Origin of the sequence: Pseudomonas sp. NFIX49 (genome assembly GCF_900115915.1) — a bacterium.
GTDB classification, from domain to species: Bacteria; Pseudomonadota; Gammaproteobacteria; order Pseudomonadales; family Pseudomonadaceae; genus Aquipseudomonas; species Aquipseudomonas pharyngis.
The window spans coordinates 276,517-298,311 of record NZ_FOYE01000009.1; the positions used below are offsets into that span (position 1 = coordinate 276,517).

At 60.5% G+C, this 21,795-nt stretch carries 26 protein-coding genes; 9 read left to right on the forward strand and 17 right to left on the reverse strand.

The annotated features are described in order from the left end of the window. Positions 1-20: 20 nt before the first annotated feature. Positions 21-1,019 (forward strand): bile acid:sodium symporter family protein, encoded by a 999-nt coding sequence (locus BMZ46_RS25180; RefSeq protein ID WP_039766914.1) that lies wholly within the window; start codon positions 21-23, stop codon positions 1,017-1,019. A gap of 3 nt (positions 1,020-1,022) precedes the next feature. Here the strand turns inward: BMZ46_RS25180 and BMZ46_RS25185 are convergent, their stop codons facing one another. Beyond that, on the reverse strand, positions 1,023-1,946 hold the full coding sequence (locus BMZ46_RS25185; RefSeq protein ID WP_074688624.1) for a LysR family transcriptional regulator: 924 nt from the start codon (positions 1,944-1,946) through the stop codon (positions 1,023-1,025). Positions 1,947-2,076: 130 nt separating this feature from the next. On the opposite strand from BMZ46_RS25185, the gene BMZ46_RS25190 reads away from it, so the two are divergent. Next, the gene (locus BMZ46_RS25190; protein ID WP_074688621.1) at positions 2,077-2,352 is read left to right on the forward strand and encodes a DUF2798 domain-containing protein; all 276 of its coding nucleotides are present in this window, start codon (positions 2,077-2,079) and stop codon (positions 2,350-2,352) included. Between the two features lie 12 nt (positions 2,353-2,364). Here BMZ46_RS25190 and BMZ46_RS25195 read toward each other — a convergent pair whose 3' ends face one another. Continuing rightward, a complete protein-coding gene (locus BMZ46_RS25195; protein ID WP_074688619.1) occupies positions 2,365-2,970 on the reverse strand; it encodes a LuxR C-terminal-related transcriptional regulator in 606 nt (201 codons plus the stop codon). Between the two features lie 113 nt (positions 2,971-3,083). Between BMZ46_RS25195 and BMZ46_RS25200 the strand changes: the two genes are divergently transcribed. Next, entirely contained in the window at positions 3,084-4,721 is a 1,638-nt protein-coding gene (locus BMZ46_RS25200; protein ID WP_074688617.1) for an ATP-binding response regulator, read from the forward strand. Here BMZ46_RS25200 and yecR read toward each other — a convergent pair. The 5 genes from yecR to BMZ46_RS25230 form a co-directional block, all read right to left on the reverse strand. After that, entirely contained in the window at positions 4,693-5,001 is a 309-nt protein-coding gene (gene yecR, locus BMZ46_RS25205; RefSeq protein ID WP_011334629.1) for a YecR family lipoprotein, read from the reverse strand. The genes BMZ46_RS25200 and yecR overlap by 29 nt on opposite strands. A gap of 59 nt (positions 5,002-5,060) precedes the next feature. Then, complete coding sequence (locus BMZ46_RS25210; RefSeq protein WP_039766904.1) at positions 5,061-5,375, reverse strand: hypothetical protein; 315 nt, start codon at positions 5,373-5,375, stop codon at positions 5,061-5,063. A 218-nt stretch (positions 5,376-5,593) separates the two neighbouring features. Continuing rightward, positions 5,594-6,133 carry a hypothetical protein gene (locus BMZ46_RS29430; RefSeq protein WP_170844906.1) on the reverse strand — a complete coding sequence of 180 codons (540 nt, stop codon included), beginning with the start codon at positions 6,131-6,133 and terminating at the stop codon, positions 5,594-5,596. Positions 6,134-6,846: 713 nt separating this feature from the next. Further along, a complete protein-coding gene (locus BMZ46_RS25225; protein ID WP_074688613.1) occupies positions 6,847-8,025 on the reverse strand; it encodes a trans-sulfuration enzyme family protein in 1,179 nt (392 codons plus the stop codon). Continuing rightward, positions 8,022-9,398, reverse strand: a complete 1,377-nt coding sequence (locus BMZ46_RS25230) for a pyridoxal-phosphate dependent enzyme (protein WP_074688611.1) — start codon at positions 9,396-9,398, stop codon at positions 8,022-8,024. Before BMZ46_RS25230 ends, BMZ46_RS25225 begins: the two co-directional genes overlap by 4 nt. Positions 9,399-9,794: 396 nt before the next feature. Here BMZ46_RS25230 and BMZ46_RS25235 point away from each other — a divergent pair, with 396 nt between their 5' ends. Both BMZ46_RS25235 and map read left to right on the forward strand, forming a co-directional pair. Further along, a complete protein-coding gene (locus BMZ46_RS25235) occupies positions 9,795-10,055 on the forward strand; it encodes a ParD-like family protein (RefSeq protein ID WP_039766896.1) in 261 nt (86 codons plus the stop codon). Beyond that, a complete protein-coding gene (gene map, locus BMZ46_RS25240; RefSeq protein ID WP_074688609.1) occupies positions 10,052-10,843 on the forward strand; it encodes a type I methionyl aminopeptidase in 792 nt (263 codons plus the stop codon). Before BMZ46_RS25235 ends, map begins: the two co-directional genes overlap by 4 nt. Positions 10,844-11,090: 247 nt before the next feature. Here map and BMZ46_RS25245 read toward each other — a convergent pair whose 3' ends face one another. The 5 genes from BMZ46_RS25245 to ribBA all read right to left on the reverse strand — a co-directional run bounded on the left by BMZ46_RS25245 (position 11,091) and on the right by ribBA (position 16,549). Continuing rightward, positions 11,091-12,245: an ABC transporter ATP-binding protein gene (locus BMZ46_RS25245; RefSeq protein WP_074688607.1), complete on the reverse strand. Its 1,155-nt coding sequence runs from the start codon at positions 12,243-12,245 to the stop codon at positions 11,091-11,093. A gap of 17 nt (positions 12,246-12,262) precedes the next feature. Continuing rightward, positions 12,263-13,072 (reverse strand): ABC transporter permease, encoded by an 810-nt coding sequence (locus BMZ46_RS25250; protein WP_007957396.1) that lies wholly within the window; start codon positions 13,070-13,072, stop codon positions 12,263-12,265. 6 nt (positions 13,073-13,078) lie between these two features. After that, positions 13,079-14,023, reverse strand: a complete 945-nt coding sequence (locus BMZ46_RS25255; protein WP_074688605.1) for an ABC transporter permease — start codon at positions 14,021-14,023, stop codon at positions 13,079-13,081. Further along, entirely contained in the window at positions 14,020-15,045 is a 1,026-nt protein-coding gene (locus BMZ46_RS25260; RefSeq protein ID WP_074688603.1) for an ABC transporter substrate-binding protein, read from the reverse strand. Before BMZ46_RS25260 ends, BMZ46_RS25255 begins: the two co-directional genes overlap by 4 nt. Before the next feature lie 394 nt (positions 15,046-15,439). After that, positions 15,440-16,549 carry a bifunctional 3,4-dihydroxy-2-butanone-4-phosphate synthase/GTP cyclohydrolase II gene (gene ribBA / locus BMZ46_RS25265; protein WP_074688601.1) on the reverse strand — a complete coding sequence of 370 codons (1,110 nt, stop codon included), beginning with the start codon at positions 16,547-16,549 and terminating at the stop codon, positions 15,440-15,442. Positions 16,550-16,614: 65 nt separating this feature from the next. Between ribBA and BMZ46_RS25270 the strand changes: the two genes are divergently transcribed. Further along, a complete protein-coding gene (locus BMZ46_RS25270; RefSeq protein ID WP_074688599.1) occupies positions 16,615-16,908 on the forward strand; it encodes a DUF1330 domain-containing protein in 294 nt (97 codons plus the stop codon). A gap of 117 nt (positions 16,909-17,025) precedes the next feature. On the opposite strand, the gene BMZ46_RS25275 is transcribed toward BMZ46_RS25270, so the two are convergent. Continuing rightward, a complete protein-coding gene (locus BMZ46_RS25275; RefSeq protein ID WP_074688597.1) occupies positions 17,026-17,292 on the reverse strand; it encodes a short-chain dehydrogenase in 267 nt (88 codons plus the stop codon). 523 nt (positions 17,293-17,815) lie between these two features. Between BMZ46_RS25275 and BMZ46_RS25280 the strand changes: the two genes are divergently transcribed. The 3 genes from BMZ46_RS25280 (at position 17,816) to BMZ46_RS25290 (ending at position 19,471) form a co-directional block, all read left to right on the forward strand. After that, complete coding sequence (locus tag BMZ46_RS25280) at positions 17,816-18,322, forward strand: PAAR domain-containing protein (protein ID WP_074688595.1); 507 nt, start codon at positions 17,816-17,818, stop codon at positions 18,320-18,322. Next, on the forward strand, positions 18,322-19,020 hold the full coding sequence (locus tag BMZ46_RS25285) for a hypothetical protein (protein WP_052912742.1): 699 nt from the start codon (positions 18,322-18,324) through the stop codon (positions 19,018-19,020). Before BMZ46_RS25280 ends, BMZ46_RS25285 begins: the two co-directional genes overlap by 1 nt. A 91-nt stretch (positions 19,021-19,111) precedes the next feature. Further along, positions 19,112-19,471: a hypothetical protein gene (locus BMZ46_RS25290; protein ID WP_236676608.1), complete on the forward strand. Its 360-nt coding sequence runs from the start codon at positions 19,112-19,114 to the stop codon at positions 19,469-19,471. Positions 19,472-19,528: 57 nt separating this feature from the next. Here BMZ46_RS25290 and BMZ46_RS25295 read toward each other — a convergent pair whose 3' ends face one another. Genes BMZ46_RS25295 through BMZ46_RS25310 form a run of 4 tightly spaced genes read right to left on the reverse strand, consistent with a single transcriptional unit; the run spans position 19,529 to position 21,792 of the window. Beyond that, complete coding sequence (locus BMZ46_RS25295; RefSeq protein ID WP_074688593.1) at positions 19,529-20,092, reverse strand: NUDIX hydrolase; 564 nt, start codon at positions 20,090-20,092, stop codon at positions 19,529-19,531. Position 20,093: 1 nt separating this feature from the next. Next, entirely contained in the window at positions 20,094-20,846 is a 753-nt protein-coding gene (locus BMZ46_RS25300; protein WP_074688591.1) for a GntR family transcriptional regulator, read from the reverse strand. Positions 20,847-20,904: 58 nt separating this feature from the next. Further along, on the reverse strand, positions 20,905-21,294 hold the full coding sequence (locus BMZ46_RS25305; protein ID WP_007957404.1) for a carboxymuconolactone decarboxylase family protein: 390 nt from the start codon (positions 21,292-21,294) through the stop codon (positions 20,905-20,907). A 12-nt stretch (positions 21,295-21,306) separates the two neighbouring features. Further along, positions 21,307-21,792 (reverse strand): flavin reductase family protein, encoded by a 486-nt coding sequence (locus tag BMZ46_RS25310; RefSeq protein ID WP_074688589.1) that lies wholly within the window; start codon positions 21,790-21,792, stop codon positions 21,307-21,309. Positions 21,793-21,795 lie beyond the last annotated feature (3 nt).

Genomic DNA, 21,795 nt, shown 5'->3' on the forward strand with positions numbered 1-21,795 from the left:
ACCCCCCGGATGAGCAAACCATGACGCGCCCACGATTTTTGCCCGACAACTTCACCTTGACCCTGATCGGCGTGGTGCTGCTGGCCAGCTTCCTGCCCGCCAGCGGTCAGGTCGCGACCGGTTTCGGCTGGCTGACCAACATCGCCATTGCGCTGCTGTTTTTCCTTCACGGCGCCAAGCTGTCGCGGGAATCGATCATCGCCGGCGCCGGCCACTGGCGCCTGCATTTGCTGGTGTTCGGCCTGACCTTTGTCCTGTTCCCACTACTGGGTCTTGCGCTCAAGCCGCTGTTGTCGCCGCTGATCGGTGATCAGCTGTACATGGGCATGCTGTATCTGTGTGCGCTGCCGGCCACGGTGCAGTCGGCGATTGCCTTCACCTCTCTGGCGCGGGGCAACATTCCGGCGGCGATCTGCAGTGCGGCGGCGTCCAGTCTGTTCGGTATTTTCCTCACGCCGCTGTTGGTGACGCTGCTGCTCAACGTCCACGGCGACGGCGGCTCGACCCTCGACGCAATCGTGAAAATCAGCGTGCAATTGCTGCTGCCGTTCATTGCCGGCCAGGTTGCCCGTCGCTGGATCGGCGCCTGGGTCGGTCGCAACAAGAACTGGCTGAAATTCGTCGATCAGGGCTCGATTCTGCTGGTGGTCTACGGCGCGTTCAGCGAGGCAGTGAACGAGGGCATCTGGCACCAGATTCCGGTGATCGACCTGCTGGGGCTAGTGGTGGTGTGCTGCATTCTGTTGGCGCTGGTGCTGCTGGCGTCCACAGTGCTGGGCAAGCTGTTCGGTTTCAGTCTGGAAGACCGCATCACCATTCTGTTCTGCGGTTCGAAAAAGAGCCTGGCCACTGGCGTGCCGATGGCGCAGGTGTTGTTTGCCGGCAGCGCGATTGGCGTGCTGATTCTGCCGCTGATGCTGTTCCATCAGATTCAACTGATGGTCTGCGCGGTGCTGGCGCAGCGCTATGCGAAGCGGCAGGAATCGGTGCCTGAACTGATGGCGCAGGTTGATCCTTGATCCTCATCGAGCGGGCCAGCGGGTATGCAGGAACTCCTGCAAAAACTCGGTGAAGGCCTTGACCTTGGAAGTCATGGCGGCGCGCTCCTGCACGCAGGCGTAGATCTCGAGCGGTGCGGCGCTGGCAAAGGTCGAGCCGCCGCCCGGTTCGAATAAAGAGACCAGTTGACCACTCTCCAGATAGGGCGCGGCAACGAATTCCGCCAGTCGGGTGATTCCGGCACCATGAGCAGCCATTTGCGCCAGGGCGTCGATATCGTCGCTGATGGCGGTCGCATTGATCGCAGCCTCAAAGCGCTGACCCTGCTCAACGAACCACCAGCGCAGTAACCGTCCGTCCAGCGGATAGCGGAACGCCAGACAGGCGTGCTGTTGAAGATCCGCCGGAGTAGAAGGACGACCGGCCTTTTGCAGGTAGTCAGGGCTGGCGCAAATCACGAACGGCACCGTCGCAACCTTGCGCGCGATGATGCCGTCTTCCAGTTGCGGCTCGATGCGCAGACTCAGGTCGATACCTTCGTGGAGGTGATTGATTTTGCGGTCGGTGGTCGAGAGCTCAAGCGTCAACTGCGGGTAGCGTTCGGCAAAACCGGCAATGACCGGGGCCAGTACATGGCGCCCGAACCCGGCGGTGGAGGCGATACTCAAGTGTCCCTGGAGTTGCGTCTGCGCGTGGCTGATGGCGCTCTGCGCGGACTCCAGATCGAGCGCGATACGTTTTACTTTCTCGAAATACACCGAACCGCTCTCCGTCAGCGCCATGCTGCGGGTGGTGCGTTGCAGCAGGCGTGTGTCGAGGTGAGTCTCAAGGCGACCAAGGGTCTGACTGACGGCGGCGGCACTCACCCCGAGGGTTTTGGCGGCGCCGACAATCGATCCCGCCTCAACGACTTTGATAAAACAATCGATTGCACCCAAGAGGTTCATGCGTGGATCCCGGCGAGGATGAATTAATAAGATTTTGTTTATAAATTGCTCACGGCGATCAGTCTAGTTACGGCTTGGCAGACTTGTTAGGGTGCTTGGCGCCTATCCACTTCGGTCAACAAGGACTGACATGAATCAGAGACTATCCCCAAGAACCAAGGCGTTCAGCCCGCGCAAGCTGTCTGCCCGTGCCATGCCGTACGTATTTGCGTTGTACATGGCGACCATCATGGCGTTTCTGATGTCGCTGGTGATCACCGCCTCCAATTTCGGAATTGATGCCGATTACCTTAGCAATGCGCTGCACGCCTACAAACTGGCGATGCCCGTGGCATTTCTGTGCATTCTCGTGGTCCGGCCGATTGTGGTGAAACTGGTCGCACTGACCGTCCACCCGCACGGCTGACCTGGAGGCCGGCTACAAGGCTCCGGAGTATTTCACCGCTGCTGCGGCGCGCGACGGCACGTTGAGCACCCGCAACAACGACGAAACATGAATCCGCACCGTGAACGGCGAAATATCCAGTTCGCGGGCGATTTCCTTGTTGGTCTTGCCCTGGGCGATCAGCCGCAGCACCTCTTGCTGACGCGGGGTGAGGGCGGTGCCGGTGTCCAGCGGCAGCAGGCCGGACGGGGCGAACTTCACCAGCACCTCACCTTCACGAATCGCCCGGATCGCCTGACCGATCTCATCGGGGGCGATGTTCTTGCCGATGAATCCATCGATGCCGGCCGCCATGACGTCGCCGATCAGCGCCTCGTCATCGACCATCGACACAACGATCAGGGTGGTTCGCGGCAAACGCCGGCGCAGTTCCGCGAGCTGGGTCACACAGGTCAGGCCGGGAAAGCGCAGGTCGAGGATCAAGGTGTCAGGCTCATCGCCCACCGGCAGCAGGGCGAGCACGGTGTCGAGGTCGCCGGCTTCTTCGATCAGGGCTTCGGGCAGCAGACGCTGGACGGTGCGCAGCAGCGCTTCGCGAAACAACGGGTGATCGTCGGCTATGATGATTCGGCACGCCATGGCGCAACCCTCCCTGGGTCTGCATTGCTCATGGCATGCACCTTAGCATCGGGCGAAGGCATTGCCTGTTGATTCGTGCGTTTATGACGACTGCTGCACAAGGACGTTCCCCCATGAAGTTCGAAAAGAACACCGAGCTTGACCAGGCCAATCTGCGCATCATCATCGCCAGCATTGCGCTGGTTTACATGGCCGTGCTCGGTTTTTTGCCGGGCCAGCGCTTCGATACTTACCTGCCGGTGGTCACCTACATTTCCCTGTTTCTGCTGGCCTCCGTCGTGCTGCGCCAGGCCATTGTGCGCTGGCCGGGGCATTATCCGGCGCGGCGGATTTTCGGCATGCTCCACGATTACACCGGCACCAGTTTCGGGCTGGTGGTCGGCGGCGAGGCGGCGCTGCCCATCTACGCCGTCATGGTCTGGGTCAATCTCGGCAACGGCATGCGCTACGGCTCGCGCTATCTGGCGATCGCCACGGTGTTGGCGTTGCTGGCGCTGCTGGCGGTCTATCGGTTGACGCCGTACTGGCAGGCGCAACCGTTCATGGTGTTGATGCTGATGATCACCAGCACGGTGATTCCGGTGTATGCGCACCTGCTGCTGGAGCGCACGCGCAAGGCGTCCGAAGAGGCGGTCGCCGCCAACCTTGAAAAATCACGGTTCCTGGCTCAGGCCAGTCATGATCTGCGCCAGCCGATCCACTCCATCGGCCTGTTTACCGCGTGCCTGCGTGAGTCGCGGCTGGGCGAAGAGGAGCGGCGGCTGGTGGACAGCATCGACCGTTCGCTGCTCAACGTGTCGCAGTTGTTTCGTTCGATTCTCGATCTCTACACCCTCGACAACGGGCGGATTCTGCCCCGGTTGCAAACGCTTGAGCTGGGCGAATGGCTGGCGGATCTGATCCGTCAGAACGCCGAAGCCGCACGCTGGGCGGGTGTTGAACTGCGCTTGCGGCCTTGCGAACACTGGGTGCGCACCGATCCGGCGCTGCTCGCGACCATGGTCCAGAACGTGCTCTCCAATTGCTTCAAATACGGTGCGCACCGACCGGTGTTGATCGGTGTGCGCAAGCGCGGCGCGGGGTTGGCCATCGCGATCTATGACCGGGGCAGCGGCATCGCCGAAGAGCATTTGCCCAAGGTGTTCGAGGAGTTTTATCGGGTTCGCCAGTTGCGCGACAAGGACGTCGAAGGTGTGGGCCTGGGGCTGTCGATTGTTCGGCGTCTGGGGCAATTGATAGGTGTTGATGTCGCGATCCGCTCACGGCTGGGGCATGGCACGGCGGTGACCTTGCATGGACTGCCGCTGGCGCCGCCGCAGGTGCCGGTCAATCGGGAGGAGGCCCGACAGGTCGGGTTGCTGACGGGGTTGAAGGTGTGTCTGGTGGAGGATGATCGCAACGTTTTGCTGGCGACTTCGGCGTTACTCGAGCGTTGGGGTTGCGTGGTGCAGGCCGAGCTGAGCGGGCAGGGCCTGGTCACGGACTGCGACATCATCGTTGCCGACTATGACCTCGGCTCCCACAGTACCGGCATCGAGTGCATCGACGAGGTTCGTCGTCAGCGCGGTTATGCGGTGCCGGCCATGATCATCACCGGGCACGACATCGAAAAAATTCAGGCGGCCCTGCACGATCGCCAGATCGCCATTCTGTCCAAACCGATACGCCCGGCCGAGCTGCGCGCGACCCTGCGCGCGCTGCGCGACCGGCAGGCCGAAGCGGTCAGCGCTTACACAGATAGTCCTGCGTGATGGTGGTTTGCAGGCAGTTGTACTGGCCCATGGTGCGGCAGATGTTTTTCTCCGAGCCGGACACTTCGGCGCTCTTGTAGCCCCAGACCTTGCAACGGCCTTCTGCCGCGGCCAACCCTTGAGCGGCGGAGGTTTGCCCGCTTTCGAACTGCCCCAGTTCATAGGAGACCTGGACAACGCCGTCGGTCTTGCTGCCGCCGGTGGCTTCCCATTGCTTGGGGGTGGCGCAGCCGGTGAGAACGACGGCCGCGAGGCTGAGGGTGGCGATGAGTGTTTTCATGGTCGAACGGAATCCTTTACCGGATGAGAAGAGGCGTTGAACGGTTTTCCTGCGCCGGATTACTGGTACGGAATCGGCGACGCGCCTTTGGGCAGGCAGGACAGCGGAGGCGTCATGATGCCCATGCTGGCCACCGCGATGATCGCGCCGCTGGGCAACTCGCAGTTGTATTCGCCGGCGGCGGTGTAGGCGGTGTAGTAGGTCAGCGTGCTGTCGTTGCGGATGTTGCCGATCTTGGTGACCGGTTGGCCGATGACGGTCTGGGCACGTTCGCGCATGCTGTCTTCGGTGGGTTTGGCGGTCTGGCAACCGCTGGCGCCGAGGAGCAGGGCACCGAGAACTGTAATCTTGGCGAGGCTGAGCTGAAGTTTCATGGTGTTTCTTCCTTGGTGTTGTTGTTTTTCCAGGCACAACGATCCCGCGCACTGCACAGCGGCAATGTTGGGGAGCGTCGGGGGTTGCGAGGGAATATAACGCCAGGGAACGGGGTGGTCGATTAGCACAAATGTGCTAGTGCGGCGCAACCAGCGGTGGGCTGATTGCGCCGATAGCGGTTATTGAGGGCTGTTGAACTGGTCGGAATAGCTGCCGCTCATGAGGGCGGAAGCCACCTGGTCCGAACCGACGCCTGCGCGGGAGTAGGCGAGTCGGTTGGCACCGACCTTGTCTGCGCCATCGGCGGCGAGAGCGCCTGCGCCGACGTGGTCGGAGCCGTCAGAGGCAACGGCCCGAGCGCCGACATGATCTGCGCCGTCAGAGGCGACGGCCCGAGCGCCGACATGATCTGCGCCGTCAGAGGCGACGGCCCCGGCGCCGACATGATCCGCGCCGTCAGAGGCGACAGCCCCGGCGCCGACATGATCTGCACCGTCAGAGGCGACAGCCCCAGCGCCGACATGATCCGCGCCGTCAGAGGCGACGGCCCGAGCGCCGACATGATCTGCGCCGTCAGAGGCGACGGCCCCAGCGCCGACATGATCTGCACCGTCAGAAGCGACGGCCCCGGCGCCGACATGATCCGCGCCGTCAGAGGCAACGGCGCCTGCGCCGACATGATCTGCACCGTCAGAGGCGACGGTCCCGGCGCCGACATGATCCGCGCCGTCAGAGGCGACGGCCCCAGCGCCGACATGATCTGCGCCGTCAGAGGCTACGGCCCCCGCCCCCACATGATCCGCCCCATCCGACGCCAATGCCTGCGCCTGCGCAGCCCAGACACTGGGCATTGCCACTGTTGCCGCAACTGCCAGGACGAGGCCCGGCCAAAGCGTGTGCTTCATGATGTTCTCCACGCCCCATCAGCCACACAGCAACCGAGCTTCCCCGTCATTCGTTCATTGGCGGAAGGCTCGTCGGCCCGGGGTCAACCAGATGATTGGTGAGTGGCACGGGGGCACCGGAAGGTGCACGGGTGTCGACGGTTTACAGGAAATCTGGACAGCGAACTGAAAAGTATAGTTCGCCCTTGGCGGGAGGCAGGCTGAAGGGTCGTGAAGGCGATAGTCGGTTAGCTTCCTTGCAGGCCGGCGCTTGAAAACAATCAGTCTAAAAACCGCGTAGCGCAATGCAGCGTGTTTGCTAGGCTCAAGAATGTAGGCGAAGACGCAGACTGATGCGCAAGCGGATAGCAAGGGGACGTGGGGCGCGTTCCGAAGGGTACACGGTTAGAAAGATCTCCGCGCTGAGATCCAGCCCTTATGCCGTGTGAAGCAGCCGAGACCGTACCCCTTTCAATTTGGTCCGGTACTGTGAGAAGCCTGATAAACCTTGTAAGCCAGAGACCAGCACTGGCCGCCTACTCGAACACCAAAGCCCGCCTTGTGCGGGCTTTGACGTTTTCGGGCGTTAAATGCTGGCCAGCGCCTGCGCCAGATCGGCACGCAGGTCTTCGATGTCCTCGACGCCCACCGACAGACGCACCAGGCTGTCACCGATGCCGAGCTTGGCGCGGGTTTCGGCCGGGATGGTCGCGTGGGTCATGATCGCCGGGTGTTCGATCAGGCTTTCCACACCGCCAAGGCTTTCGGCCAGGGCGAAGATCTGCACGTTCTCCAGGAAGCGCCGGGCGCCTGCCAGATCACTGTTCAGATCCAGGGAAATCATTCCGCCGAAACCACGCATCTGACGCTTGGCCAGTTCGTGCTGCGGGTGGGATTCCAGACCCGGGTAGTAGACGCGTTTGACCTGCGGTTGCTGTTCCAGCCAGCGCGCCAGATCCAGTGCGTTGCTGCAATGACGCTCCATACGCAGCGCCAGCGTCTTCACGCCACGCAGGGTGAGGAACGCGTCGAACGGGCCGGAGATAGCACCGACTGCGTTCTGCAGAAAGCCCAGACGCTCGGCCAGCGCAGGATTGTCGCCAACCACGGCAATCCCCCCGATCACGTCGGAGTGACCGTTCAGGTATTTGGTGGTCGAGTGCAGCACGATGTCGAAACCCAGTTCCAGCGGACGCTGGATCCACGGGCTGGCGAAGGTGTTGTCGGCCACGCAGATGATCCCGCGCGCCTTGCAGATACGGGCGATGGCGGCGAGGTCGGACAGACCCAGCAGCGGGTTGGTCGGGCTCTCCACGATCACCATGCGCGTGTCGTCCTGCAACGACGCTTCGAACGCCGACAGATCCGCCAGATCGACGTAGCTGAAACGATGCCCGGCACTGCGCTGACGCACCTTGTCGAAGAGACGGAACGTGCCGCCGTACAGGTCATTGCCGGACACGATGTGCGAGCCGGCGTCGAGCAGTTCGAGCACGGTGGAAATCGTCGCCAGCCCGGACGCGAAGGCGAACGCCCGGGTGCCGCCCTCCAGATCCGCCACGCAGCGCTCCAGGGCAAAACGCGTCGGGTTGTGCGAGCGGCCGTAGTCAAAACCCTTGTGCACGCCGGGGCTGTCTTGCAGGTACGTGGAGTTGGCGTAGATCGGCGGCATCAGCGCGCCGGTGGTCGGGTCCGGCGTTTGCCCGGCGTGGATCACGCGGGTGGCGAAGCCTTGTTGACGGGCGTTCTTGTCATGCTGGCTCATGCCAGGGATCTCCGTAATTGATTGAGCATGTCGACGCGGGTGATCAGGCCGTGGAAGCCTGAGGCGTCGGCGATGATGGCCACCAGGCCGCTGCTGAGCACGGCTTCCAGTTCAGCCAGCGTGGCGCCGGGGGCGAGGGTTTGCAACTTGTCGGTCATCGCGCTGGCGACGGGTTTGCTGAAGAGGGAGGCGTCTTCGTGTACGCGCACCAGAATGTCCGACTCGTCGATCACGCCGACCAGTTGCTTGCCATCCACCAGCACCGGCAGTTGCGAAACATCGGCCAGGCGCATGCGCTGGAACGCGGTCATCAGCGTATCGTCCGGGCCGACGCTGACGACTTTGCCGTCTTCGAAGCGTCGGGCGATCAGATCGCGCAGGTCGCCGTAGCGTTTGCGCTGCAGCAGGCCCTGATCGGTCATCCACTGGTCGTTGTAGACCTTCGACAGATATCGGGTGCCGGTGTCGCAGACGAAGCTGACCACGCGTTTCGGCTCGGTCTGTTCGCGGCAGTAGCGCAGCGCGGCAGCGAGCAGGGTGCCGGTGGACGAACCACCGAGAATGCCTTCGGCTTTCAGCAGCTGGCGCGCGTGATCGAAGCTTTCCTCGTCGCTGATCGAGTAGGCGCTGCGCACGCTCGACAGGTCGGTGATCGACGGAATGAAGTCCTCACCGATGCCTTCCACTGCCCAGGATCCGGCGGTGCCCAAGTGCTTGCTGCGGCTGTATTCAGCCATCACCGAACCGACCGGGTCGGCCAGGATCATTTCCAGATCCGGTTGTACGCGCTTGAAGAAGCGGGTCAGGCCGGTCAGCGTGCCGGCCGAGCCAACGCCAACCACGATCGCGTCCAGGTCATGCTCGGTCTGGGCCCAGATTTCCGGCCCGGTGCTGCACTCGTGGGCCAGCGGGTTGGCGGGGTTGTTGAACTGGTCGGCGAAGAACGCGCCGGGAATGTCCTTGGCCAGACGCGCGGCGACATCCTGGTAATACTCGGGATGACCCTTGCCGACATCGGAGCGGGTGATGTGCACTTCGGCGCCCATGGCCTTGAGGTGCAGGACTTTCTCGGTGGACATTTTGTCCGGCACCACCAGCACGACGCGGTAGCCCTTGGCGCGGCCGACCAGGGCCAGGCCCAGACCGGTGTTGCCGGCGGTGGCCTCGACGATTGTGCCACCGGGTTGCAGGCGACCGTCGCGCTCAGCGGCGTCGATCATGGCCAGACCGATGCGGTCCTTGATCGAGCCGCCGGGGTTCTGTGATTCGAGTTTGAGAAACAGGGTGCAGGGACCGGTATCGAAGCGGGTGACTTGTACCAGCGGCGTATTGCCGATCAGCCCAAGTACGGCAGGGCGTGAATCCTTTGACATCTCTTCACCTCTTTGTGGTGTTGATCGCGTTCCATTCGCGGGGAAAAAGCTCGCGTGCAACATAGGCTCAGACCTGAGCTGTCGCAACCTTTATACAGCCGGAAATACTGCCATTTCGATCTAACGATAGAACGAAATCGGAGAGGTGAAGGAAGTGATTTGCAGGGGTTTATACGCAGGCGTCATCGAGTATTGAAAGGGCGTCTTCAGCGTCACGAAGCGCTTGATCCGGTAGTAAAAATCTTGCAGCGAAAAATGCTGATTGATGCTCGTCAGAACCAGTCTCCGGTGCCGGGAAGATTTTTTCTCAGCGACTTACCGGGTATGCAGCGTTTGCAATCCCGAGCGACACACGATTAATATACGATCCATATACACTTCGTATCGGATATTGCCATGGGCATCGTAAAGATTTCAGAGGACATGCACGAGAATCTGCGCATTTCCAGCAACGCACTCAGCCGCTCGATCAACGCGCAGGCCGAACACTGGATGCGCATCGGCATGCTCGCCGAGCTGTATCCAGACCTTGATCACCACGCCATTTGCCGGTTGCTGATTCGCGCCGAGCAGTCGGGCGGTCTGGATCTGCAGCAAGTCTGCGCACTGGCGGATGCCGCGCAGAACGCCTCGGTCAAAGAGGCGGTAAAGGCATGAGAAACCCGATCAAGATCAACACCCAGGCCGAAATCGCTCAATCCCGCGAGGCCGGCAGACTGGCCGCCGAGGTGCTGGCGATGCTGGTGCCGCACGTCAAGGCTGGCGTCACCACCGATCAACTCGACCAGTTGTGCAACGACTACATCGTCAATGTGCAGAAAGCCATTCCGGCCAACGTCGGTTACCACGGCTTCCCGAAAACCGTCTGCGCGTCAGTCAACGAAGTGGTCTGCCATGGAATTCCTTCGAAGCGCGTGCTGAAGGACGGCGACATCGTCAACCTCGATATCGCGGTGATCAAGGACGGCTGGTTCGGCGACACCAGCCGCATGTACGTGGTCGGCAAGCCGACGCCCGAGGCGCGGCATCTGATCAAGACCACTTACGACGCCATGTGCGCCGGCATCCGCGTGGTGCGTCCGGGCGCTACGTTGGGTGACATCGGTCATGCGATCCAGACGTTGGCGGAAAAAGAAGGGTTCAGTGTGGTGCGCGAGTATTGCGGGCACGGGATCGGCAAGGTTTATCACGATGAACCGCAGGTGCTGCATTACGGTTATCCGGAGCAGGGCATGAAGCTGAAGGCGGGGATGATCTTTACCATTGAGCCGATGCTCAATGCTGGCAAGCGGCATGTGAAAAGTCTGGCGGATGGCTGGACGGTGGTGACCAAGGATCAGTCATTGTCGGCGCAGTGGGAGCATATGGTGGCGGTGACGGAGGACGGGTTTGAAGTGTTGACGGCTTGGCCTGATCAGATTGAGGGGTTTGCGGCTATCAAGTGAGACCGAGTCGGCCGCTGGCCCTCACCCCAGCCCTCTCCCGGGGGGAGAGGGAGCCGATTGGGGAATATTCGAGAAGTACGCCGACCTGAAAGCTCCGCAGTGAATCCATAATCGCCGCCGACCAGAATGCTGTGCCGAATCCATAATCAACTCGGTTTTTCAGGTCGATGTACAGCGCAAGACACCTCGGTCGGCTCCCTCTCCCTCCGGGAGAGGGCTGGGGTGAGGGCGGGCAGGCGACTCGGTGTTAATGAGCCCCCGCCGCTTTGTTCAAATCGCTCTCCGCCCACTCTGTATAGACGCATGCATCCGCCGTCGCCCAACGCACCCGAACCGGATCTCCAGCCCTCAGCGGCATCCCCGCCGCCGACAACGCCTTCACCGTCATCGAAGTCCCGCCTGACGTCACCACACTGCACGTCTGACTCTCACCCAGAAACAACACCTCGACCACCTTCGCCGAAACCTCGTTCCAACCCGCCGCCAGCGGTTCATCGATCGCCTGCTGCACACTCAACGCCAAAGCCTTTTCCGGACGCACCATCAGCAAAACATCCTGCCCGGTCTGCAATCCGGCAGTCAGGCGAATCGACAGCGACTGCCCCTCAAAACTCGCCGCCGCATTGCCCTGCGCCTTGAGCTTGAGAAAGTTCGAGTTACCCAGAAACGACGCCACAAACGCATTCGGCGGATTCTGATAAAGGTCATAACCGCTGCCGAGCCCGACAATCTTGCCGTGACTGAAAATCGCGATGCGCTGGGACAGGCGCATGGCTTCTTCCTGGTCGTGGGTCACGTAGACGATGGTGATGCCGAGGCGGCGGTGCAGTTGGCGCAATTCGTCCTGAAGGTCTTCGCGCAGTTTCTTGTCCAGCGCACCGAGCGGTTCGTCCATCAGCAGAATGCGTGGCTCGTAAACCAGAGCGCGAGCGATGGCGACCCGTTGCTGCTGGCCGCCGGACAGTTGCGAAGGGCGGCGATGGGCGAATTGTTCGAGCTGCACCAGTTTCAGCATCGCATCGACGCGCTTGTCACGTTCAGCGGCGGCGAGTTTGCGGATCGCCAGCGGGAACGCAATGTTGTCGCGCACCGACAGATGCGGGAACAGCGAATAACGCTGGAACACCATGCCGATGTCGCGCTTGTGCGGCGGCACGTTGACCAGCGACTGGCCGTTGACCAGGATCTCGCCGCTGCTCGGGGTTTCGAAGCCGGCGAGCATCGACAGCGTGGTGCTTTTGCCCGAGCCGCTGGAGCCGAGGAAGGTGAGGAATTCGCCGTCCTTGATGTCCAGCGAAATGTTGTCCACGGCCGCGAAATCGCCGTAGTGCTTGTTCAGGTTGCGCAGGCTGACCAGGGGTTTGTCGTTCTGCTGGGATGCGTCTTTGATCACGGCACTCATGTCGTACTCCTGGGCGCTCAGGCGCTGATTTCGTTGCGCCGGCGCAGGGCGGCGGCGATCACCATGACCAATACCGACAGGCCGATCAGCAGCGTCGAGGCGACGGCGATCACGGGCGTCAGGTCCTGGCGCAGGGTGGTCCACATTTTCACGGGAAGGGTTTGCAGGGTCGGGCTGGCCATCATCACGCTGAGCACCACTTCGTCCCACGAAACCAGGAAGGCGAAGAGGGCGCCGGCCACCATCCCCGGGCGAATCGCCGGGAAGGTCACCTTGAACACCGCTTGCAGGCGTGACGCACCGCAGATCACCGCCGCGTCTTCAATCGACTGATCGAACAGCTTCAGCGAATTGATGATCGAGATGATGGTGAACGGCAGCGCGACGATCACATGGCTGACGACGAAGGCAAACATCGTCCCGGTGTAGCCGAGCTTGAGGAACAGCGCGTACACCGCCACGGCGATGATCACCAGCGGCACGATCATCGGCAGGGTGAACAGACCGTAGAGCATTTCCCGGCCGGGGAAGCGTCCGCGTACCAGCGCAAAGGCCGTCGGCAAACCGAGGGCGACGGCGCAGATTGTGGTCAGCACCGCGACCTTGAGGCTGGCCAGTGCTGCGCTCATCCAGTCGGCGTTGGAGAAGAACTGCACGTACCATTTCAGCGTCCAGCCCGGTGGCGGGAACACCAGCCACTGGGACGAACCGAACGACAGCAGGACGATGAACACGATCGGCAACAACAGGAACAGGCCGATCAGCCCGGTGGTGAAATACAGGCCGAAGCGCATCCGGCGACTCATGGCATTGGGCGTCAGGAGCATCTCGGCTTACCTCGCGTTACTGGCGCCAACCGGGGATTCCGGTTGCAGCTTCAGGTAGACGTAGAACAGCACCAGCGTGATGACGATCAGCAACGCGGCGCCGGCGCTGGCCAGGCCCCAGTTGAGGAACGACTGCACCTGCTGAATGATGAATTCCGGCAGCATCATGTTCTGCGCCCCGCCCAGCAGCGCCGGAGTGACGTAGTAACCGAGCGACATCACGAACACCATCAACCCACCGGACGCCAGACCCGGCCGGCACAGCGGCAGGAACACCCGGAAGAAGTTGGTCCAGGGACTCGCGCCACAGATCGAACCGGCCTGCAGGATCATCGGGTCGATGGCCTGCATGGTCGCCTGCAACGGCAGCACGATGAACGGGATCATGATGTAGCTCATGCCGATCACCACCCCGGTCAGGTTGTGCACCATTTCCAACGGCTGATCGATGATGCCCAGCGCCATCAGCGCCTTATTGATGACGCCCGAAGCCTGCAACAGCACCAGCCACGAATAGGTGCGGGCGAGGAGGCTGGTCCACATCGACAGCAGCACGATGTTGAGGATCCAGCGGCCCCAGCCCCGTGGCACCAGGGTGATTGCCCAGGCCAGCGGAAAGCCCAGCAGCAGGCTGAACACCGTCACCAATCCCGCCACCGAAAAGGTGTTGAACAGCACACGGGCATACGCCGAGTTGGCGAACAGTTGTTCATAGTTGCCAAGGCCCGGCACCGGCTCCAGCACGCCGCGCAGCAACAAGCCAATCAGCGGTGCGAGAAAGAACAGACCGAGGAACAACAGCGCCGGCGCGAGATTGCCGGCGCCGCGCCAGCGTTGCTTGAGGGACGGGGCTTGCGCCATTGCACTCGCCTTGCCGGATGCCAGGCCGGTAGCGCTCGCGGCGCTCCCGGTGGCAGTGGAGGGACGGGACGCGGTGGCCGCCATTTTCATTTGACCAGCCATTCGTTCCACCGTGTCGCGATGGCCGGACCGTTCTTGGCCCAGTACGCGAAATCAAGAGTGATCTGATCCTTAGCGTAGGCAGTCGGCAGGTTCGGGGCCAGCGTCGAATCCAGACGCTGCACACTGTCGACGTTGACCGGGGCGTAGGCGGTCAGGTTGGAGAAGTCGGCCTGGCCCTTCGCGCTACTGGCGCTGGCCAGGAACTTCATCGCCGCGTCCTTGTTTTTCGCGCCCTTTGGCACCACCAGAATGTCGGCCATGACCAGGTTCTGTTTCCAGCTCACGCCGACCGGTGCGCCGTCTTCCTGCAGGGCGTGAATCCGGCCGTTCCAGAACTGCCCCATGCTCGCTTCACCGGAGGCCAGCAGTTGCTGCGACTGCGCGCCGCCGCCCCACCAGACGATGTCTTTCTTGATGGTGTCGAGTTTCTTGAAGGCGCGATCGAGGTCCAGCGGGTAGAGCTTGTCGGCTGCTACGCCGTCGGCGAGCAGGGCCAGTTCAAGTACGCCGGGGCTTGGCCATTTATAGAGGGCGCGTTTGCCGGGGAAAGTCTTGGTGTCGAACAGCGCGCTCCAGTCCTGCGGCTTGTTGGCGCCGAGCTTGCCCTCGTTGTAGCCGAGGACGAAGGAGAAGAAGAACGAGCCGACGCCGTGGTCGCTGACAAAACGCGGGTCGATCTTGTCGCGCTGGATCTGTTTGAAATCGAGGGGTTCGAGCAGGCCTTCGGCGGCGGCGCGCAGGGCGAAGTCAGCTTCGACATCGACCACGTCCCATTGCACGTTGCCGCTCTCGACCATGGCCTTGAGTTTGCCGTAGTCGGTCGGGCCGTCCTGCACGACGGTGATGCCGCTGGCCTTGCTGAACGGATCGGCCCAGGCCTGTTTCTGCGCATCCTGGGTGCTACCGCCCCAGCTGACAAAGTTCACACTCTCGGCGGCCATCGCGGCCTGACCGGTCACGCTCAGCAGTCCCGCGAAAAAGATCGCGGTTGCAGCTTTGTTCAACACCATTTTTACGCCCTCATTGTTGTGTTTTTGAGCGGGCTTGCGTTGTTGCCCGCCTGTCGGGAGCAGTAGCTGGACGGTTTTTCAGGTCGTCCGGTCTATGGAATATCATATTATGGTATTCCAAACTTTGTGCAAGCACTTTGCCGTACCGGCTATCTGGCGGCTTATGGTTTTTGAGGTGTTCGATGTGGGGATTTTGGCTGAATTTTAGATCCAACCCCTCACCCCAGCCCTCTCCCGGAGGGAGAGGGAGCAGATCTCTATGCTGTTCAAAACTCGAGTTCGACTCTGAGTTTCAGGTCGATGTATAGCGGTAAAACAACTCGGTCGGCTCCCTCTCCCTCTGGGAGAGGGCTGGGGTGAGGGCAGCATTAGCCGCTTGAAATGCAACATCGAATCACTCGGTGAACGGAATGCTCTCAACCACCTCAAGATCGTAGCCAGTCAACCCGGCATATTTCAGCGGCGGCCCCAAGTGGCGAAGCTTGCCGACGCCCAGATTCTGCAGAATCTGCGCCCCGGTGCCGACTTCCGAATAGATCCGCGATTGCGAGCGACTGAACTGCCGAGGCGGCTGAGTCAGTTGCGGAATGCGCTCCAGCAACGCCTGCGAAGACTCATGATTGGCCAGCACCACCACAACGCCATGCCCTTCGGCAGCGACCCGTTGCAGCGCCGCCCACAACGTCCAGTTCGTCGGCCCGCTGTACTCGGCACCCACCAGATCCCGCAGCGGATCGATCACGTGCACGCGCACCAGCGTCGGCTCTTCACGGCGCAGCTCACCCATGACCATCGCCATGTGCACGCCGCCCTCGATGCGATCTTCGAAAGTGATCAAACGGAAGGTGCCATGCACCGTCGGCAGTTCCCGCTCGCCGATGCGCTCGATGGTGTGTTCGGTGCTCAGGCGATAGTGGATCAGGTCGGCGATGGTGCCGATCTTGATCCCGTGCTTGCGCGCGAAGATTTCCAGATCCGGGCGACGGGCCATGGTGCCGTCGTCGTTCATCACTTCGACGATCACCGAGGCCGGCGTGAAACCCGCCAGCCGCGCCAGATCACAACCAGCCTCGGTGTGACCGGCACGGGTCAGCACGCCACCTTCCTTGGCGCGCAACGGAAAGATATGACCGGGCTGCACCAGGTCTTCTGCGCGTGCGTTCGGCGCCACCGCAGCGGCCACCGTACAAGCGCGGTCAGCGGCGGAAATCCCGGTAGTCACGCCGACCGCCGCTTCGATGGAGACCGTGAACGCGGTGCTGAACACGCTGCCATTGCTCGGCACCATCTGCTCCAGCCCGAGACGCTGGCAATGATCGTCAGTCAACGTCAGGCAGATCAGCCCCCGAGCCTCACGGGCCATGAAACTGATCGCCTCGGACGTGCAACGGTCGGCGGCCAGCAGCAGGTCACCTTCGTTTTCCCGGTCTTCGTCATCGACCAGCAACACCATTTTGCCGAGGCGATAATCTTCGATGATTTCTTCGATGCTGTTGAAGGCCATGCTGGACTCTCGATGTGGATGAAATTCGTGGTATACCATAATACAAAATCAACCAAGAGGTCACTATGAAGGCGTACTGGATTGCTCACGTGGACATCACCGATCCCGATCACTACAGCCAATACACCCAGCGCGCGCCGAAAGCGTTCGCCGAATTCGGCGCGAAGTTTTTAGCCAGAGGCGGGCGCAGCGAAGCGATGGAAGGCAGGGCGACGCCGCAGCGCAGCGTGGTGATCGAGTTCGACAGCTACGAGCAGGCGGTGGCGTGCTATCGCTCGGCGGCGTATCAGAAAGCGAAGAGCTACCGTGAGGAGTGGGCGCGGGCAGAGATTGTCATCGTTGAAGGGATGGCGCCGTAAGCGCTTGTTTACGATTCCAGAGGAACTGGCGAATCGATGGTGGCTGCGATCTTTTGATGCTCTTTTTCGTGATCAGAAGATCGCAGCTATCAGCGGTTAAGGACTGTGATTCGTTGCTCAGCCTTGTGCTTGAATCTTCCGCCCTAATACGTCCATTACATCACAGCCATCACGAAGCAAAATCGCTGCTGCGTGGGCGAGTTGCTGCACATCGACACCCTTGGCAGCTGAAATATCCAGGCTGGCGAGGCTTTCCATCATCTGTGTAGCTGCCAAAAACCTGCTCGCCGCGCTGCTGTGCAAAACGTCCAGCGGCGCCTGTGTTGAGACCAGGAGCACTGGAATGCTGTCTTCGTTGTGGGTCATTGAAATGTGGGTATTCATACGCCAGCACCTGCCTGAAGATTGCCTGTGAAGGTTCTTCTCAGCGCTATCGACATATTGTCGACCAGGAATTGTCTGAGTCGATCGCGGCGAGTGTAGGGGATGAGTTCTATGGTCGATTCCGTCATGGGTGTAGCTCCGTAAGATCCAGTAGAGCTGCCACAAAAACGCCGTCAAACGAAATTGGGTGGCAACTGTGCGTGGGTTGACGGACCGGCTCTCACGGACACCGGCGCACCCGAAGATGCCCCGCGCACAGTCGCCATAAAGAATGCATCGGACACAGGAGTGCTCGAGCAGAGAAGGCTATGCACGTCGTGAGAAGATTACGGGCCGTCAAACCCGATCACGAATGAGTCGTGACAGGCGTGAGGATAGGGAGTGGGGCTAGGGCCGTCAACCAGCGGCACGCCGGAAAACGCAACCAGTCCTGTAAGCCGGTTCCGTTTCGTATTTTGCTCGTTCAGGAGTGATCAAGGATCGGTTACTATCCAGCCATTGTGACGTTCAAAGGAGAGAAACGATGGCAGGAAAGCCAGTCGCACGACTTGGAGACCCAGGAAGTCACGGCGGAAATATCACCACTGGATCGAGCCCTATTTTCGTTAACTCAATGCCTGTTGCTTTGGTAGGAGACACATATTCCTGCCCGGTTCACGGCAGTAATCCCATAACGACGGGTGCTCCTCACGTGTTCGGTCTGGGAAAAGATGTAGCACACGTAGGCTCGCAGACAGCCTGCGGAGCGACGATCACTGCCGGGTCTCCCGATACCTTCGTGGGTGAATCCGGTGGGGGGGCGCCCACTAGCTTTTTCTCGCAGTTCCTGAAAGAAAAGACGTTTGTCGAGTTTCAGTTGCTGAACGATAGAGATGAGCCTGTTGCCAACGAGGCGTACGAACTGACACTCCCCGATGGAACGTTGATGACAGGTGTCCTTGACGAAAACGGCTTCGTGCATGTTGCAAACATCCCTAGGGGAAGTTGCAGTATTAAATTCCCGAAACTTGAAGATACGGAACATCTTTAATGGTTCAGCCTACTAAAACTACCAGCACGACACAGGCAGCAAAAAGTACAGGCGCATCGGGGAAAACTACAAAAACCAACCAAGTAGTCGTGTCGGGTGCATATATGGAGATACTTGTGGGTGGCCCTTACACCCGTGACAAGGAAGAGCATCCTTTCGGACATGCTGCTTTACACGTAGTGGTTGGTTCTAAAGACATCACCTATGACTTTGGGCGCTATGGAAAAACCTGGGGGACGTTTGATAGCGAAGGGGAGGGAGTGCTGAACGTTTGGACATCCTTCAAAGCGTACATCTCGGGTGAGAACAGCTTGGGGCGCACAACAACTGGATTTGTTTATTTTTTGGATAGTGCAACCGCTGAGGCCGTTATCGCTCACTTCGACGGTATTGTCGCCCAGAAAAAGGAGCTGAGAAGAAAGACAGCAACGTCTGCGCGCTATGTATTGCCGTCCAACTATCATCCAACCACCAATAACTGCACAACTGTAACGATAGCGGGAGCCAAAATTTCGGGTAAGCCAATCGTGCAGAATCCGTCCAAATATAGCGAAATGCGTGGATTGTCATTCCTGGAAAGGCAGGCTGCGCGCACGCAGACCAAACCTCAGGACGGGATTTTCATGCCTGCGGATTTACAAGCCATGCTCGAAGGGAATACTGAGGCGCACTATGATAAAAAGAATGTTTACAAATAGGCAGATTGGCTTTTGGCTGACGGCGGCCTTATTTGTAAATGCAGTCTTTATGGCTTTTCTGATTTTTGGCGATACTGCAAAGGAACACACTATGAAGATGATTAAAACTAAAGAGCCACTGCTGATCGAAGGGCAAGGTGGCGATGACAATTACTATGTCCTGCCGATGGGAACAACGCTATATCACGATAAAAGCTTTCCTGAAGGGCACGATCGTTATGTTGTGTATCTGAATCACAAAGGTGCCATTGCCCACGAAGAAGTCCCAATGAAACCTGAATATGGCGGTTCTTTTATCGATCCTCTTTGGCTGGCCAATATTGATGCCGATACCTTGAAAGACATTTTCAAGCGTTTCCCGCTCTCCAAGAAAGACATCTCCGCTGCTCTCAAAGCCAATGAAATCACCAAAGATGATCTGGCGGATATCATTCGTGCGATGCCGGACTGAGCACCTATCTACCGAGGAATCGGGCCGGGCTCTGTATCTCTTGCAAGTGACGGCTGATCAACGCATGAAATGAATCTTGCCGCTGTCGTCGTTGCCCATGTACATGCCATACACCCCGGCCTGGCGTTCCTCGATGTAGCGTTCGAGGATCTGCCGGATCGCCGGGTAGTAGATCTGCTCCCACGGGATGTCTTCCGGGGCGAAGAATTTGCAGGCGAGGGTTTCCGGGCCGTACTCGCCAGTGATTTCCAGTGCGAGGGCGCGGAAGATGATGTAGACCTCGCTGATTTTCGGCACGCTGAAGATCGAATAGGGCGAGACGATTTCCGCGCGTACGCCGCTTTCTTCCCGGACTTCGCGCAGGGCGGCCTGTTCAGTGGTTTCGCCGCTTTCCATGAAACCGGCGGGCAGGGTCCAGGTGCCCGGGCGCGGGGGAATCGCCCGTTGGCACAAGAGGTATTTGCCGTCCTGCTCGATGATGCAGCCGGCGATGATTTTCGGGTTCACATAGTGGATGTAGCCGCAGCCGCGGCACATCAGGCGCTCGTGCGTATCGCCCGGCGGCACCTGCTGACCGAGGTCGGCGCCACCGCATTTCGGGCAAAAGCTCGGGCTGAACATGTCAGTGACCTATGCGTGGTTCTTTCAGCGCGATGGGCAGGGTGATGGCCGGTGTGGCGCCGGTCTCTTCCTGTTTGCGCTTCAGATAATCGAGGGCCACGGCAGCGGCGGCGCGGACGTGATCGACGCAGGCCTGATGCGCCGCGAGTGCGTCGCCGCTCTTGATCGCCTCGACCATTTTTTCCATTTCCTGGTTGCTCGCGCCACGACGGTTTTCCTGGGACACCGAGGTCGCCCGCAGGTAGCTGATGCGCGCCTGCAACTGACGCAACTGGGTGGCCGCGACATGGTTGCCCGAGCCTTCCAGCAGCACGTCGTAGAAACCCTGCACCGAGTCGATCACCTGCTGCAGTTCGCCGTCCTTGAGCGCCTTGCGGTTCTCGTCGAGGGCTTTTTCCAGGGCCTTGATGTCCTTGGCCTTGGCGCGCAGGGTAAACAACTGGACGATCAGGCCTTCGAGCACGCAGCGCAGTTCATAGATGTCGACGGCATCGGCGAGGGTGATGATCGCCACGCGCGGGCCCTTGGCGTCAGCGAACTCCACCAGACCTTCGGATTCCAGGTGACGCAAGGCTTCACGCACCGACGTACGGCTCACGCCCAGGCGATCGCACAGATCGCGCTCCACCAGGCGGTCGCCCGGCAGCAGCTGGAAGTTCATGATGGCGCTTCGCAGTTTATCCAGCACGATTTCGCGCAGGGTGACGGGGTTGCGATTGACCTTGAAGCTGTCGTCGAGTGGCAGGCGTTTCATGGGGTCCGCTCTTTAAGGTGGCTGTCCATGCCAGACGGGCATCAAAACAGCCGAGGGGTTAACTGGAGGCCTCGGCGTCGGCTTCGGCGAAGGCTTCACGGGCGAGCCGGAAACTGTCCACGGCTGCCGGGACGCCGCAATAAATACCGACCTGAAGCAGAATTTCGCGTATTTGCTCACGACTCAGGCCGTTACGCAAGGCGCCGCGCACATGCAGTTTCAGTTCGTGCGGGCGGTTGAGCGCCGAGATCATCGCCAGGTTGATCATGCTGCGCTCCTTGAGCGACAGGCCTTCACGTCCCCAGACGTGGCCCCAGCAGTATTCGGTGACCATTTCCTGCAGCGGGCGGGTGAAGTCGTCGGCATTCTCGATCGAGCGCTGCACATAGGCTTCGCCCAGTACCTGGGTGCGGATCTTCAGGCCTTGCTCGTACTTTTCGTTGCTCATGTGTTTCTCCGCTCAACCCAGTGTCGGCAACGCGCCGAGCTTGCCCTTGTGATAAATCATCGGCGTCACCGGCTGCTCCGGCAGGATCAGGTTCTTCACCGCGCCAACGATGATCGCGTGATCGCCACCGTCGTATTCGCGCCACAGTTCGCATTCGATGATCGCCGTGGCCTTGGCGAGGATCGGGTTACCGAGCTCGCTCAAGTGCCACTCGATGCCGTTGGCCTTGTCCTTGCCTTTGCCGGCGAAAGCATAGGCCTCGGCGGTCTGGTCGGCGGACAGCAAATGGATCGCGAAACGCTTGCTGTCGCGCAGCACCGGGTAGGTGTCGGAGGCGTAGTTGGGGCAGAACAGCACCAGCGCCGGATCAATCGACAGCGCACTGAAGGCGCTGGCGGTGATGCCGACGATGCCGCCGTCCGGGTCGAGGGTGGTGACCACCGTGACCCCGGACGGAAACGAGCTCATGACGTCTTTGTAAATGCCGGGTTCGATCATGTC